We start from the raw sequence: 15,693 nt of genomic DNA, 5'->3' as shown, positions 1-15,693 counted from the left end.
ACGACCAACCTAAAACTTAAAATTAATAGCTTGACAAGGAAAAAATTAATCCTGCCTTTACTTATAGCATCTCAATTTGCCTGTACATCATTATGGTTTGCTGGTAATGCTATTGTAGATGATTTAGCTTTAAAAACTGGTTTAGGAGCTAGTATAATTGGTTATGTACTGTCTTCTGTACAACTAGGGTTTATTTTAGGCACTTTAGTTTTTGCCTTGTTAATGATTGCAGATCGGTTTTCACCATCAAAAGTTTTTGCTATATGTGCACTTTTTGCTGCCCTTTGTAACTTTAGCTTGTTAGCAGAGGTTATAACAAAGTGGCATATATTAGCTGCACGTTTTGGCACTGGCTTTTTTTTAGCTGGCATATACCCTGTTGGTATGAAAATAGCTGCAGACTATTATAAAAACGGACTAGGTAAAGCTTTAGGCTTCTTAGTTGGTGCCTTAGTACTTGGTACTGCTTTTCCTTTTTTAATTAGCGGATTAAATTGGGGAGGCAATTACCAAACCATACTTTCAGCAACATCTATTTTAGCACTATTAGGAGGGACAATAGTTGTTTTGTTGGTACCTAATGGCCCTTATAGAAAACGTAGTGCCAAACTACAAATTAAAGCAGGCTTAGGTTTATTTAAAAACACTGCTTTTTATAAATCTGCAGTTGGTTACTTTGGTCATATGTGGGAATTGTATGCCTTTTGGGCTTTTACGCCTTTAGCATTAAAAACAATTAATAATATACAAAACACCACCTATTCCGTTCCTATATTTACTTTTGTGGTTATAACTTTAGGAGCTGTATCCTGTGCTATTGGCGGTACATTATCTAAAAAATATGGCAGTTCTAAAATTGCAATTACAGCATTATTAATCTCTGGTTTGTTTTGCTTTTTATCCCCTTTGTTATTCAACCTACCTATACTATTCTTTTTTGTTGGTTGGTGTGTTTGGGGAATGGCAGTTACAGCAGATTCTCCTCAGTTTTCTAGCCTGGTAGCACAATCTGCGCCAGCAGAACTAAAAGGTACAGCATTAACAGTTGTAAACTCTATAGGTTTTGCAATTAGTATTTTAAGTATTCAGCTTTTATCATACCTAAGCACTAAAATTAATGTATCACTAATTTTCTTATTTTTAGGAATTGGACCTGCAATTGGTTTGTATACTCTTTTATCAAAAAAAATAAAAACTAACACTCATAATAACTAACTAAAATGGCTTTAAAAAAATTACTACTACTCCTTTGTATATTTAGCGCAATGGCAATTAGCGCACAAACAAATTCTAAAATTTATGATATTATTAATGCAGTATCTAAAGAACGTATTAAAAATGATATTACTACACTAGCAAACTTTGGCACACGTAACACCTTTAGTGATACGGTTTCTAATACCAGAGGTATTGGAGCAGCAAGAAGGTGGATAAAATCTGAATTTGACAAAATGTCTACCGAATGCAACAATTGTTTAAATGTATTTTATCAGAAAGATTTTGTGACAAAAAAAGGAAACAGTAGAGTACCACATGATGCGTGGGTTGTTAATGTTGTTGCCATACAAAAAGGCACAAAATACCCCAACAGGTATATAATTATGAGTGGTGATATAGACTCACGTGCTAGCGATACTATGGATTTTACTACAGATGCCCCTGGTGCAAATGACAATGCTAGCGGTATGGCTGGCACAATGGAAGCTGCACGTGTTTTATCAAAATATAAATTTGAAAACAGTATTATTTACGTAGGTCTTTCCGGTGAAGAACAAGGCTTGTTTGGTGGTGCAGGATTAGCTAAATATGCTAAAGATAAAAATTGGGAAATTATTGGTATTCTTAACAATGATATGATTGGGAATATTAAAGGTGTAGACGGTGTAATTAGTAATAGAGATTTTAGAATTTTTTCTGAACCAGTTCCTGCTAACGAAACAGAAAGACAACGCAAGGCAAGACGTTTTTATGGTGGTGAAGTAGATGGTATATCACGTCAATTGGCACGTTACATTCATAAAAATGTAAAAACATATATGCCAGAAATGAACCCAATGATGATTTACAGGTTAGATAGGTTTGGTAGAGGTGGTCATCACAGGCCTTTTAACGACCTTGGTTTTCCTGGTATACGTATAATGGAAGCTCATGAAAACTATACGCAACAACACCAAGACATTAGAACAGAAAATGGTATTGCTTATGGTGATGTTGTAGAACACGTTAACTTTGGTTACGCTAAAAAACTAACAGCTGTGAATGCCATAACTATGGCAAATTTAGCATGGGCGCCACCTTCTCCAAAAACAGTTAAAATTGGTGGTATTGTAGAGGCTTCTGCTAAATTAAAATGGTCTCCTGTAGACGGTGCTGTTGGGTATAAAATATATTGGAGAGACACCACCTCTCCTACTTGGGATAATAGCAAATATGTTGGTAATGTTACAGAGCAAACTTTAGACGGTATTGTAATAGACAATTCATTTTTTGGCGTTGCAGCTGTTGGTAAAGATGGCTTTGAGAGTGTTGTTGTTTTTCCTAATGAAATAATGAGATAACATTAACTTATTTTTAAAATTATAGGTAAAGTTAAACCCCTATATTTGCTCAGCTTAAAAAAATTATAAATGAAATACGGAATTCTAATAGTTGTTTTTACCTTATTTATTTCTTGTAAAAACGATGACACCACTTTTAAAGAGCCTGTAGATTATACAGCTCAAAATGAAGAAGAGATTAAAGACTACATAGAAAAAAATAACCTAACAGCCTTAAAAAGTGAAAGTGGTTTGTATTACGTAATTAATGATGAAGGTAATGGTATTAGACCAACCACAACATCTGATGTTACTGTAGCTTATAAAGGATATTTTACAGACGGAAGTACTTTTGATGAGAGTGATGCTAACGGAATTTCTTTTAACCTACAGCAAGTAATTGCTGGTTGGACAGAAGGTATTACCTATTTTAAAGAAGGTGGTAGTGGTATTTTATTAGTACCGTCTAGATTGGGGTACGGCAGTAATGATTATGGTCCTATACCAGGAGGTTCGGTTTTAATTTTTGATATTAATCTTTTAAGTGTAAACTAAACTTATAATAATAGCACAGAAGCCATTAATTAGGAAACTATTTAATGGCTTTTTCTTTTTATTACATTTATAGATAAATATATATTTGTACTACTAACAAACTACTTTTATGAAAAAAGCTTTATTAATTTGTGTTACTCTACTCCTATCTAATGGTGTGTATGCTCAAAAAACATTTACAAAAACTGATACTTTACGTGGTAGTATAACTCCAGAACGTGCTTGGTGGGATTTAAATTACTACCATTTAGATGTAACAGTAGACCCTGCTAAAAAATACATTTCTGGTAAAAATACCATTAAATATACTGTTTTAGATAAAAACCAAGTACTGCAGGTAGACTTACAACCTCCGTTAAAAATTACCAAAGTGACACAAAAAGGTAAAAAGTTAAAGTTTACCTCAGCAACTAATGCGCATTTTATAAAACTAAAGCAAAAACAAGAAATTGGTGCTGTTAACCAAATTGTGGTGTATTATGAGGGTAACCCTAAAGAAGCTGTAAATGCACCTTGGGATGGTGGTTTTTCTTGGTCAAAAGACAAAAACGGCAAGCCATTTGTAGCTACATCTTGCCAAGGTTTAGGTGCCAGTGTTTGGTGGCCAAACAAAGATCATATGTATGACGAGGTAGACAGTATGCGCATTAGTGTTACTAACCCAAAAGGACTATCTAACATATCTAACGGAAGGCTAGAAAAAATTGAAGAACACGCTAATACTGTAACATCTCATTGGGTAGTTAAAAACCCAATTAACAATTATGGTGTAAATGTAAACATAGGAGATTATGTACATTTTTCTGAAGTTTACAATGGTGAAAAAGGTCCGTTAACAATGGATTATTATGTTTTACGTGATAACTTAGAAAAAGCTAAAGTACATTTTAAAGATGCTCCTAAAATGATGAAAGCTTTTGAGCATTGGTTTGGTCCTTATCCTTTTTATGAAGATGGTTATAAATTGGTTGAAGCTCCGTATTTAGGAATGGAACACCAAAGTTCTGTTACCTATGGTAATAATTATATGAAAGGATATAAAGGAAACGACTTTTCTGGTTCTGGTTGGGGAATAAAGTTTGATTATTTAATTATTCACGAATCTGGTCACGAGTGGTTTGCTAATAACATTACCAATAAAGATATAGCAGATATGTGGATACACGAGAGTTTCACTACCTATTCTGAAAGCATCTTTTTAGACTATTATTATGGTACCCAAGCAGCTAATGAATACATTATTGGTTTACGAAGAAATATTGCTAATGATTCTCCTATTATTGGTAATTATGATGTAAACGATGAAGGATCTGGCGATATGTATTTTAAAGGTGCTAATATGATACACACACTAAGACAATTGGTAGATAATGATGAAAAATGGAGACGTATTTTAAGAGGATTAAATAAAGATTTTTACCATTCTGTTGTAACTACAGAACAAATTGAAGATTACTTAAGTCACCAATCCGGTAAAGATTTATCAACTTTTTTTAATCAGTATTTAAGAGATGTACGCATACCAACTTTAGAATATAAAATTAAAGGTAATAGCTTACAGTATAGATATACAAATATTGTAGCTGATTTTGATATGCCTTTAAAAGTAAAAATAGATGATAAAGAGCAATGGGTTTTTCCTTCTGCAGACTGGAAAACAACTAAAGTTTCTTCTAAAAATGCTAGTGTTATTTTTGATCCTAATTTTTACATCAATCTAAAAAAAATATAAACTACAGTATTTTTAAAACTAAGAAATAAAAAAATCCGCTTTACACATTGTAAAGCGGATTTTTTTAAAATAGTATATAAACCAATAGTTAGTCTTTTAAAACCTCATCAGGATTTAGCAATTCTGGTTCACCATATCCTAATTTATTAAGTTTATTAAGCTGTGTTTTAGCATCACCTACAATTAAGTAAATCATTTTATCTGGGTTAACATATTTGTCTGCCAATTTTTTTACATCTTCTACAGACATATTTTTTACACTATTTTCTCTTTGCTTAGCATAGTCTACTGGGTAGTTATACATACTAATGTTTTCTAACATATTTAATTTAGACCCCATAGTTTCAAAAGCTCTGGCATTGCTTTTTATCATATAACCTTTAGATACTTCCAAATCGTTTTGGTTGTACCCCTCACTATAATTACTCATAATATCTTTAACTAGCTGAGAAGCCTCATAAGTTACGTTAGTACGCACACCACTAGAAACAGTAAATAAACCAGATGTTTTACCACCACTAAAGCTAGATCGTACTCCGTATGTATACCCTTTACCTTCTCTAAGCTCCTGTGTTAATTGAGATGCAAAACTACCGCCTCCAAGTCTATAATTCATTACCTGTGCCGAATAAAAGTCTTTATCTGTTGCTGCAATTGCAGGTGCTCCAAATAAAAGAACAGATTGTTTAGCGTTTGGCACATTGTAAAAATATACTTTAGCATTTTCTGGTGTTTTAGCAGCAATTACCGTTGGTACATTTACATCTTTTTGTTCCCATTTTGTATTTAAGGTTTTTAAAGACGCTATTGCATTTGGTGTTGTAATATCTCCTACAATATGAAAACTAGTAACTTTAGGGGAAATATTTGCACTGTAATACTCTTTTAAGTCTTGCAACGTAATTGCTTTTACAGTTGTTGTTGTACCTGCATTGTTATTAGATAAAATATTATTATTACCATACAATACTTTGTAAAACTGATCTCTAGCTATACTAATAGGGTTAGCTTGTGCTCTTTGCAGTTGACTAATAGTACTCTGTTTAAGCAAATCAAACTCTTTAGTGTCCCAACGTGGTTCTAAAATAATTTCATTTACCAGCTCTATTACTTTTGTGTAGTTTTTAGCCAAACAATTACCAGAAATAGTAATATACTGGTCGCTAGCAGATGCGCTAATACTTGCTCCTAATGTTTGTATAGCATTTTCTAACTCTTCAGGATTTTTGTTTTTTGTTCCTTTGGTTAACATAGATGCTAATAAATTAGAAACACCTATTTTATTTTTGTCTTCTAACAGCATACCACCGTTAATTCTAAAATTAAACGTTACCAGTGGCACTTCATTATTTTCTATTCCAAATATTTTAATACCAGATGAAAGCTCCTTTTTATATACTTCTGGTACAATTACATCTGGACTCTCACCATAAGGAGGTTCCACACTACGATCAAAGCTAGAAGGTGTTTTCTCGTAAGTAGCAACAATACTGGGGTCAAAAGTACTTTCTTTACCTTCAACAATTTTTTCTTCTACAACCTCTGCTTTAGTAGAACCATCTAAAACTAAAGAAGCTTGCCCTTTAGGTACAGCACTAACTGCCACCAAATTTTTATTTTTAATATACGTATTATACACACGCATAACATCTTCTTTAGTTACAGCCAAAATATTTTTTACATCTTCAGTAACATAGCCAGGGTCTCCAGCAAAAATCTCATATTGAGCCAATTGAAAACCTTTACCTAAAACACTAGAAAGCGAATTGTAAAAACTTGTTTCTTGTTTTGCTTTTATTCTTCTAATATCTGCATCAGAAATTCCTTCTTTTTCAAATAAAGCAAAAGCATCTTGTATAGCACTATTTACACTTGTAAGCTCTGTAGTATCAAAAGCAGTAACAGATAATGTTAACTCTCCTGCAAGTTCAGATGAGTAATTGTACATACGTACACCGTCTGTTAACTTTTTATCTTCTACTAAAATCTTATACAAAGGTGCTTTTTTGCCATATGCTAAATAAGATGATAGCACGTCTAAAGCATACGCATCTTTATGAAACTCTGGTACAGAAGGCCACGTTAAAGACAATTGTGGTAAGCGCGCAAAGTTATCTTCATAATACAACTTTTTAGTTTCTGCCAAAGTAACAGGTTGTTTTTCTAAAGCTGGTATATCATCCCCTTTTTTAATTTCATCAAAATACTTTTTAACCCATTCTTTTGCTTGGCTCTTATCAAAATCACCAGCAATAGTTAATGTAACATTGTTAGGAACATACCATTTGTTGTAAAAATCTTTTACATCTTGCAAAGTAGCATTTTGTAAGTCTTCTAAAGATCCAATAACCGTCCAACTATACGGGTGACCTTCTGGGTACAATGCTTTTGTTTGCACATAATTAACGTGTCCGTAAGGATTATTATCTACACGTTGTCTTTTTTCATTTTTTACAACCTCTTTCTCTTTAGCCAAAACAGGCTCAGTAACAGTATTTATAAAAAATCCTAGCTTATCTGCTTCTGCCCAAATCATTTTTTCTAAAGCATCTTTAGGAACCGTTTGGTAATAATTGGTGCGGTCTCTACTTGTAGATCCATTTGCGCCAGAGCCACCAATACGTGCACTCATTTTATCTAAACCGCCTTTTCCAAGGTTTTCTGACTCTAAAAAAAGTAAATGTTCAAATAAATGTGCAAATCCTGTTCTACCAACTTTTTCACGTGCAGAACCTACGTGGCTAGTTAATGCTACTGCAACTACAGGGTCAGATCTATCAATATGAAAAATAACTTGTAAACCATTATCCAGTGTAAACTTTTCAAAATCTACCTTAAATTCTGTTTTTGCTATTTCTTCTGATGTTTTTTCTGTTTTCTCCTTGCAAGAGAATACAAGCAACACGGTTACTGCTGCCAAAAAAGATTGTAATTTTCTCATTTTTTATTGATGAATTAGTTTTAAGTTATGTAATTATTTTTTTGTTCCCAGTAATACATTTACGCCTTTTGGCATTGGGTTTCCAGATGATCTTCTCATAACAACTATTTGTCCGCTATGCCATATTGCATCTGTTATAGGCCCATTAATAGCATTCCAAAACGGAAGCTTAAAATTTTTATTAAACACCAACTCATGTTCTTCTAAGTTGGTTGCATTTTTTAATATGTCACTAACTTTTTTAAAGTTCTCTAGAGTACGTTTTCTTTTTTCTTTAAAAGTTAGTTCTTGGTTTTTATCTTCATTAACCTTTAAACTAGTTGTTTTTAAAATCATTTTAGATAAACCATAAATATGATCTACAGTTTCACCAGTACTTCTCCCCTCTTTATTGGGTTTGTAAGCTAAATCTTGAGAACGTAACCCTTCTGTTGCCCAATAATATCTAAAACCCAAAGCATCTATAGTCCTTGCTGCTACTGTGCCTGCTGTAAACTCTTTAGGTGACTCTGGTATTTGGTAATAGGGTAAGTCCTTTTTAGACTGCTCCTGTGCATTCATAAAGGTTATAAATACAAAGGTTAAAATAATAGAGATGTAATTACGTTGCATATTTTTTGGCTATTTTTGGATATAAATATACATCAATCTTTATACTAAAGTATCACCAAACTAAAAATGGCTAATACAGAGGAGTTCTATTTTAAAACTACAACCGAATGGAGAGCTTGGCTACTAGAAAACCACAATACAAATACTGGTATACATTTAATACTTTATAAAGTAGGTCATAAAAAGCAAAGTATGCGTTGGGAAGATGCTGTAAAAGTTGCACTTTGTTTTGGCTGGATAGACAGTACTGTTAAAAGCTTAGGTGAGGGTAAAAGAAGACAATATTTTTGTCCTAGAAAACCTAAAAGCGTGTGGAGTAAGGTTAATAAAACACATATAAACACACTAATTGCAAGTAATTTAATGCATAAAAGTGGTTTAGAAAGTATAGAAATAGCTAAAGAAAATGGTTCATGGAATAGTTTAGACGATGTAGAAAACGGAGTTATACCTACTAATTTACAAGAAGCTTTTGATAAAAAACCTAATGCTTTTAATAATTACAATAGTTTTGCACCATCATACAAAAAAGGCTACTTGTATTATTTAAACCAAGCAAAAAGAGAAGAAACAAAGCAAAAAAGAATCGCAGAGATAATTAAACTCTGCGATGCTAATATAAAATCTAGAAATACATGGTAAATTACAAACCGCTTATATAACTACTATAAGGATCTTTAAACTGTATACCTTCTGTAAATCTGTATTTGCTTAATTGCTTAAACTGTACCAAGCCCCAAAGTATAAACTCTTTTACAAAATAACTTTCTTCTTTTTTTAACTTAGGCTGGTGCTCCCCTAACAAATCATCTAAAGGAGAAACGGCATCTAACATATTTTTATACTCTTTATCTCTTAAATCATCTAAAAGCTCAAAACCAGCTTCGTTATTAAAAAACCAAGACACTACACTGTCATACGGACTAACATCTTCTTGTTTTTTAAGTTTTTCAATTTTAGGAAAATACTCTGGAAACAATGTTTGTACCGCATCACCAATTAGGTTATAAGCCACACTTGCTGCACCTTCTTGCTCACCTTCATAAACCAACTCTACCTTACCAGTTATTGCTGGTATAATGCCTATAAAATCACTAAGTCTAACTGTTGTTTTATCATCACCAGTTTTTAAAGCTCTAAGCTCTGCTGTACTTAATAAGTTTTCAAAAGCAGTAATGCTTAACCTTGCACTTACACCACTTTTAGCATCTATATATTCGCTTTTACGAGCTTCAAAAACAATTTGTTCTAACAGTTCTTTTGCTAGTTCTGGAACCATAACAGCCTCAGACTGTCTACTATCTAACTTAGCTTCTTGTGCTGTAATAATTTTAGCAGTTTCTATGTCTTCTGGATAATGAGTTAAAATCTGTGAGCCTATTCTGTCTTTTAACGGCGTAACAATACTACCACGATTTGTATAATCTTCTGGATTTGCTGTAAAAACAAATTGCATATCTAAAGGCAAACGTAATTTAAAACCTCTAATTTGTATATCTCCTTCTTGTAAAATATTAAATAGTGCAACTTGTATTCTTGCTTGTAAATCTGGTAGCTCATTAATAACAAAAATACAACGGTTAGCACGTGGTATCATTCCGTAATGTATTACTCTATCATCAGCATAACTAAGTTTTAAATTGGCTGCTTTTATAGGGTCTACATCTCCAATAATATCTGCAACAGTAACATCTGGTGTTGCTAATTTTTCTGCAAAACGTTCACTTCTGTGTAGCCAAGTAATGGGTGTATTGTCTCCCTCTTCTTTAATAAGTTCTACAGCATATCTAGAAATTGGTTGTAAGGGATCGTCATTAATTTCAGATCCTTTTACCACTGGTATATATTCATCTAGTAAATTAAGCATTAACCTAGCCAAACGAGTTTTTGCTTGCCCACGTAAACCCAATAAGTTTATGTTATGTCTAGAAAGTATAGCACGCTCTAATTCTGGTATAACAGTATTTTGATACCCGTGAATACCTGTAAATGTTGCTTCTTTATTTTTAACTTTTTCTATTAAATTATCTCGTAACTCATCTTTTATAGATTTACTTTGGTATCCAGCTTTTTTTAAATCGCCTAGTGTTTTAATTGTATCTATTTTCATATTCTATTTTTAGAAAAGAGATTATAGAAAATTGACTTAATTGTAATTATCTTATTTCTATTCTCTTTATTCTTTTTATCCTTTAATTCGTTTTTTTCTATTGGTTTCGTAATCTTCAAAAATCATTTCTCCAAGTCCTTTTAAACCTGTATAAAATGCTTTTCCTTGGTTTGCTTGTGTAAACTCCCTTACAAATTGCATTAAATAAGGATCTTGGGCTATCATAAACGTTGTTATAGGTATATGTAACTTTCTTGCTTGTTGCGCCATACCGTAGCATTTATTTATAATGTTCTCATCTAAACCAACACTATTTTTATAATATGTACCATCTGGCATTTGCAAACAACTAGGCTTACCATCTGTTATCATAAAAATTTGTTTGTTGGTGTTACGTTTTCTTCGGAGTAAATCCATTGCCAATTGCAAACCAGCAACAGTATTTGTATGGTAAGGACCAACTTGTAAATATGGTAAATCTGCAATTTTTATAGGCCAAGCATCATTACCAAAAACAAGAATATCTAATGTATCTTTTGGGTAACGCGTGGTAATTAATTCTGCCAAGGCCATTGCAACTTTTTTAGCAGGGGTAATACGGTCTTCGCCATAGAGAATCATACTATGGCTAATATCTATCATAAGTACGGTACTCATTTGCGATTTATGCATAGTTTCTTCAACCACTAAATCATCTTCCGTTAACCTAAAGTCACCAATACCGTTATTTACTTGTGCGTTACGTAGACTTTCTGTCATAGACACTTTATCTAAGGCATCTCCAAATTGGTAATTTCTAAAGTCTCCAGTATGCTCATCACCAGCTCCAACACCTTTGCTTTTATGGTTACCAGAACCGCTACGTTTTATTTTTCCAAAGATTTGATCTAATGCAGCCTGCCTTATTGCTCTTTCAGTTTTAGCTGTAATTGCTGTACCATTACTACCATCTGGCTTTATTTCTTCTCTAATGTAGCCTTTAGCTTTTAGATCTTCTATAAAATCATCAATAGTATAATCTTCTGTGGTAAGCTTATATTCTTTATCTAACTCCCGCAACCAATCTATAGCTTCATCAAAATCTCCAGATGTATGTGTAATTAGCTCTTTAAAAATCTCAAAAAGCTTTTCAAACGGAGTTTGTGAAGGGGCTTTGTATTGCTTAAATACAAAACCTTTTCTGTTTATTTTATCATTCTTCATACAAGTATAAAAATACGGCTTTTTCAATAAACTTCTGTTTTCAAAAAACCTATTTGTATTAAATGTTTGCTAAATGTAAGCTTGCTTTGTTAACATATTATTATGAAATTTTAGTGCGGTTTTCGTTATTTTCGGAAACTTTAAATAAGTTCCTATTGAAAATTAAGATTAACAAACTCGCAAAAAGCACTCGTTTATACAGAAATCTACATAAAACTGTAGCTATAATTTTGGTTGCTTTTATATTAATTATAAGTGCTACAGGAGCTTTGCTTGCCTGGAAAAGCGAACTTTACTTAAAACCTGCTACCCATAAAATAACTACAAAAAACCATACCCTTGTTTCTTTAGAAACCATTGAAAAAAATGCCATAGCGTATGTAGATTCTTTACAATTATCTACACTAATAGACCGTATAGATTACAGACCAAAAAAAGGTATAGCTAAAATTAGGTTTGATGAGCATTTTACAGAGTTACAAATTAACTGCTATACAGGCAAAGTTGTATCTGTAAAGCAACGTACAGATACTATTATAGAAATGATACACGATGGATCTATTGTAGATTATTTTATAAAAAATGATGCATCAATATTTAAGCTTTTATATTCTACCATACTTGCTTTAGGGCTCATATTTATTAGTATAAGTGGCATTATATTATGGATAAACCCTAAGAAGATAAAAAAAATAAAGACCACTAATAATCAATAACTTAAATCAATATTACTTATTTTTAAAATCAACTAACAACTCTAAAAAATGAAAAAACTACACTCACTTTTATTCTTTTTTGCTGTTTTGTGCTTGTCTGCACAAGACTTTAAAATGGACTATGTACAGGATTTAAAACCACGAAACATTGGCCCTGGAGGTATGAGCGGCCGTGTAACTGCTATAGATGCTGTGCACAGTAATCCTGATATTATTTATGCAGGTACAGCCTCTGGTGGATTATGGAAATCTACCTCTGGAGGTATAAAATGGGATCCTATTTTTGATAAAGAAGTTACCGCTTCTGTTGGTGCTGTTGCCATACAACAAAGCAACCCTTCTGTAATTTGGGTAGGTACAGGAGAAGGTAACCCTAGAAACAGTTTAAATGGTGGTTATGGCATTTACAAGTCTTTAGATGGCGGTAAAAGCTGGTTGCCAATGGGCTTAGAAAAAACCAGACATATACATAGAATTGTAATAGACCCAACAAACCCAAACATTGTTTACGCTGGTGCAATTGGTTCTCCTTGGGGAGAGCACCCGGAACGTGGTGTTTTTAAAACAACAGATGGTGGTATTACTTGGAAAAAAATACTATTTACCAATAACAAATCTGGTGTTGCAGATTTGGTTATGGATCCTACAAACCCAAACAAGCTTATTGCTGCAATGTGGGAACACAAAAGAGATCCTTGGTTTTTTAAATCTGGTGGTGTTGGTAGTGGTTTATATATGACACATGATGGTGGTAAAAATTGGAAAAAAATTACTGAAGAAGACGGACTACCAAAAGGTGAACTTGGTCGAATAGGTATTGCTATTGCACGCAACAAACCTAATGTAGTTTATGCATTGGTAGAAGCTAAAAAAAATGCATTATACAAATCTACTGACGGTGGTTTTAAATGGAAAAAAATTAATGATAAGTCTGATATAGGAAATAGACCTTTTTATTACTCAGAAATTTATGTAGATCCACAGAATGAAAACAGAGTATATTCTGTTTTTACTTATATAAATGTATCTGAAGATGGCGGAAAAAACTTTAGCCAATTAATGCCAGCTTATGGTGCAGATAATGGCGTACATCCAGATCATCACGCGTGGTGGATACACCCAGAAAACGGACAGTTTATGATGGATGGTAATGATGGCGGACTAAATATTACCAAAGACGGCGGTAAATCTTGGCGATTTATTGGCAATTTACCTGTTGCACAGTTTTACCATATTAACGTAGATAATGAGTACCCTTACAACGTTTATGGTGGTATGCAAGATAATGGCTCTTGGCGCGGACCTGCTTTTGTATGGAGAGCACAAGGTATACGAAATAGCTACTGGCAAGAAATTTCTTTTGGTGATGGTTTTGATGTTGTACCAGACTTAGATGATTCTCAATTTGGTTATACCATGAGTCAGCAAGGAAGTGTATCTAGATATGATTGGAAAACAGGGAACAATTATTCTGTAAAGCCTACTCCACCAGATGCTGAAACTAAATTAAGGTTTAACTGGAATTCTGCAATTGGGCAAGATCCTTTTAATAATTCTACTGCATACTTTGGCAGCCAATTTGTACATAAAACAACAGACAAAGGCTTAACATGGACGGTTATTTCTCCGGATTTAACCACTAATGATCCAGAAAAACAAAAACAAAGCGAAAGTGGAGGTTTAACTATGGATGCTACCGGTGCAGAAAACCACTGTACTATTTTAGTAATAGAACCTTCTTCTGTAGAAAAAGATATGTTATGGGTTGGTACAGATGATGGCCGCGTACATGTAACACAGAATGGCGGTGCCAACTGGACAGATGTAACCAAAAACATAAAAGGATTACCAGAAGGTAGTTGGATACCACAAATTAAAGCATCAAACAAAAATAAAGGAGAAGCTTTATTGGTTGCTAATGATTACCGCAGGTTTAACTACACACCTTACGTATACAAAACCGTTAATTATGGTAAAACTTGGACAAGAATTGTAGATGAAAATGATGTAAAAAGTTATGCGTTATCTATTATTGAAGATCCAGAAACACCAAACCTATTATTCTTAGGTACAGATGATGGTTTGTACATTTCTTTTGATGCTGGTAACAAATGGCAAAAATGGACAGAAGGTTACCCAACCGTATCTACTAAAGATTTAGTAATACATCCAAGAGAGCATGACCTTGTTATTGGTACTTTTGGTAGAGCCGCGTGGGTTTTAGATGACATTAGACCTCTAAGAGCTATTGCTAAAAACAAAACTGTACTTACTAAAGATGTAGCTTTATTTACTCCTCCTGTTGCCTACCAAGCAGCTTACCAACAACCTACAGGTAGCAGATTTGGTGCAGACGCGTTATTTAACGGAGAAAATAAAAAAGGTGGTGCAATGCTAACCTATTTTTATAAGAAAAAAGAAAAAGCAGAAAAACCAGAGACTGATGACAAAAAGGAAGAAAAAGAAAATACTCCTGCTAAAAAAGATGGTGTAGTTTCTAAAGATTCATTACAGTTTCAATTTTTTAATGGTAATGAGTTAATACGTACTATAAAAGTAAAAGCTCCTAAAAAAACAGGTTTACATCGTTTTTATTGGAATATGTCTGAAAAAGGGCCAGAAAGACCATCGCGTAGCATACGCAAATCTAAAAGAGAACCAAGCGGGCAACGTGTATTGCCTGGCACATACAAAGTACAATTAACTTACGGAACTACTACAGAGGAAACAATGCTAACTGTAAAGTCAGACCCAAGGTTAAACGTTTCTAATACAGCAATTAAAGAAGTGTACGCTGCCAATAAAATACTTGCAAAATATACCCAAACTGCAGCAGATGCAGTAAAACAATTGGTAGAAAGTAAAAATACGGCCAATAAATATAAAGCAGACCTAAGTACTTTAAACAAAGAAAAATATAAAGAAGAAATAAAAGCTTCTAAGACTATAGTTAAAGAAATTGATGCTGTTATAGCTCTTTATATTGGTAAAGTAGACAAAAGACAAGGTATAACCAGAAATCCAGAAATTACAGTTATGCAAAGAATTGGGAGTGCTGGTAGTTATGTACGTAGTAGAAAAACCGGAATTACAGTTACAGAAAAAAACCTAATGCAATTTGCACAAAAAGAGTTAGAAACTGCTTTAGAAAAAACAAATACATTTTTTACAGAAAAATGGAATCCTTATAAAGCAAAAATTAGCAATTTAGAAACCAATTCTTTTAAAGAAATTAAAACCTTTACAATTAATTAAAAGGATAAGAGTAATAGATTTTTTACCTTTAT

General features: G+C 33.0%; 11 protein-coding genes. 7 read left to right on the top strand and 4 right to left on the bottom strand.

The genetic code is table 11. The features are described 5' to 3' along the window. Nucleotides 1-30 precede the first annotated feature (30 nt). The 4 genes from CELLY_RS12780 (at nucleotide 31) to CELLY_RS12765 (ending at nucleotide 4,824) form a co-directional block, all read left to right on the top strand. Entirely contained in the window at nucleotides 31-1,215 is a 1,185-nt protein-coding gene (locus tag CELLY_RS12780) for an MFS transporter (RefSeq protein ID WP_013622099.1), read from the top strand. Between the two features lie 5 nt (nucleotides 1,216-1,220). Then, nucleotides 1,221-2,558 carry a M28 family peptidase gene (locus tag CELLY_RS12775; RefSeq protein ID WP_013622098.1) on the top strand — a complete coding sequence of 446 codons (1,338 nt, stop codon included), beginning with the start codon at nucleotides 1,221-1,223 and terminating at the stop codon, nucleotides 2,556-2,558. Between the two features lie 69 nt (nucleotides 2,559-2,627). After that, nucleotides 2,628-3,092, top strand: a complete 465-nt coding sequence (locus CELLY_RS12770) for an FKBP-type peptidyl-prolyl cis-trans isomerase (protein WP_013622097.1) — start codon at nucleotides 2,628-2,630, stop codon at nucleotides 3,090-3,092. Between the two features lie 109 nt (nucleotides 3,093-3,201). Further along, nucleotides 3,202-4,824 (top strand): M1 family metallopeptidase, encoded by a 1,623-nt coding sequence (locus tag CELLY_RS12765; RefSeq protein WP_013622096.1) that lies wholly within the window; start codon nucleotides 3,202-3,204, stop codon nucleotides 4,822-4,824. Between the two features lie 88 nt (nucleotides 4,825-4,912). Here CELLY_RS12765 and CELLY_RS12760 read toward each other — a convergent pair whose 3' ends face one another. Together CELLY_RS12760 and CELLY_RS12755 are read right to left on the bottom strand one after the other, a co-directional pair. Beyond that, entirely contained in the window at nucleotides 4,913-7,765 is a 2,853-nt protein-coding gene (locus CELLY_RS12760; RefSeq protein WP_013622095.1) for a M16 family metallopeptidase, read from the bottom strand. 33 nt (nucleotides 7,766-7,798) lie between these two features. Beyond that, nucleotides 7,799-8,377 (bottom strand): hypothetical protein, encoded by a 579-nt coding sequence (locus tag CELLY_RS12755; protein ID WP_013622094.1) that lies wholly within the window; start codon nucleotides 8,375-8,377, stop codon nucleotides 7,799-7,801. Nucleotides 8,378-8,443: 66 nt separating this feature from the next. On the opposite strand from CELLY_RS12755, the gene CELLY_RS12750 reads away from it, so the two are divergent. Then, the gene (locus tag CELLY_RS12750) at nucleotides 8,444-9,019 is read left to right on the top strand and encodes a YdeI/OmpD-associated family protein (RefSeq protein WP_013622093.1); all 576 of its coding nucleotides are present in this window, start codon (nucleotides 8,444-8,446) and stop codon (nucleotides 9,017-9,019) included. Nucleotide 9,020: 1 nt separating this feature from the next. Here the strand turns inward: CELLY_RS12750 and CELLY_RS12745 are convergent, their stop codons facing one another. Beyond that, entirely contained in the window at nucleotides 9,021-10,487 is a 1,467-nt protein-coding gene (locus tag CELLY_RS12745) for a MoxR family ATPase (protein WP_013622092.1), read from the bottom strand. A 75-nt stretch (nucleotides 10,488-10,562) separates the two neighbouring features. Next, complete coding sequence (locus tag CELLY_RS12740; protein WP_013622091.1) at nucleotides 10,563-11,690, bottom strand: vWA domain-containing protein; 1,128 nt, start codon at nucleotides 11,688-11,690, stop codon at nucleotides 10,563-10,565. A 155-nt stretch (nucleotides 11,691-11,845) separates the two neighbouring features. Here CELLY_RS12740 and CELLY_RS12735 point away from each other — a divergent pair, with 155 nt between their 5' ends. Together CELLY_RS12735 and CELLY_RS12730 are read left to right on the top strand one after the other, a co-directional pair. After that, nucleotides 11,846-12,406: a PepSY-associated TM helix domain-containing protein gene (locus CELLY_RS12735; RefSeq protein WP_034644403.1), complete on the top strand. Its 561-nt coding sequence runs from the start codon at nucleotides 11,846-11,848 to the stop codon at nucleotides 12,404-12,406. A gap of 48 nt (nucleotides 12,407-12,454) precedes the next feature. Next, nucleotides 12,455-15,661, top strand: a complete 3,207-nt coding sequence (locus tag CELLY_RS12730) for a VPS10 domain-containing protein (protein ID WP_013622089.1) — start codon at nucleotides 12,455-12,457, stop codon at nucleotides 15,659-15,661. The last annotated feature ends 32 nt before the right edge of the window (nucleotides 15,662-15,693 follow it).

This window comes from Cellulophaga lytica DSM 7489 (assembly GCF_000190595.1).
GTDB classification, from domain to species: domain Bacteria; phylum Bacteroidota; class Bacteroidia; order Flavobacteriales; family Flavobacteriaceae; genus Cellulophaga; species Cellulophaga lytica.
Note: the sequence above shows the minus strand (reverse complement) of the source record. Positions and strands in the feature narration are given on the sequence as shown.

Bases quoted from the DNA above. Each gene is read 5' to 3' on its own strand.
- CELLY_RS12775 (WP_013622098.1), top strand. From the start codon at position 1,221: ATGGCTTTAAAAAAATTACTACTACTCCTTTGTATATTTAGCGCAATG.
- CELLY_RS12770 (WP_013622097.1), top strand. From the start codon at position 2,628: ATGAAATACGGAATTCTAATAGTTGTTTTTACCTTATTTATTTCTTGT.
- CELLY_RS12765 (WP_013622096.1), top strand. From the start codon at position 3,202: ATGAAAAAAGCTTTATTAATTTGTGTTACTCTACTCCTATCTAATGGT.
- CELLY_RS12760 (WP_013622095.1), bottom strand. From the start codon at position 7,765: ATGAGAAAATTACAATCTTTTTTGGCAGCAGTAACCGTGTTGCTTGTA.
- CELLY_RS12755 (WP_013622094.1), bottom strand. From the start codon at position 8,377: ATGCAACGTAATTACATCTCTATTATTTTAACCTTTGTATTTATAACC.
- CELLY_RS12750 (WP_013622093.1), top strand. From the start codon at position 8,444: ATGGCTAATACAGAGGAGTTCTATTTTAAAACTACAACCGAATGGAGA.
- CELLY_RS12745 (WP_013622092.1), bottom strand. From the start codon at position 10,487: ATGAAAATAGATACAATTAAAACACTAGGCGATTTAAAAAAAGCTGGA.
- CELLY_RS12740 (WP_013622091.1), bottom strand. From the start codon at position 11,690: ATGAAGAATGATAAAATAAACAGAAAAGGTTTTGTATTTAAGCAATAC.
- CELLY_RS12730 (WP_013622089.1), top strand. From the start codon at position 12,455: ATGAAAAAACTACACTCACTTTTATTCTTTTTTGCTGTTTTGTGCTTG.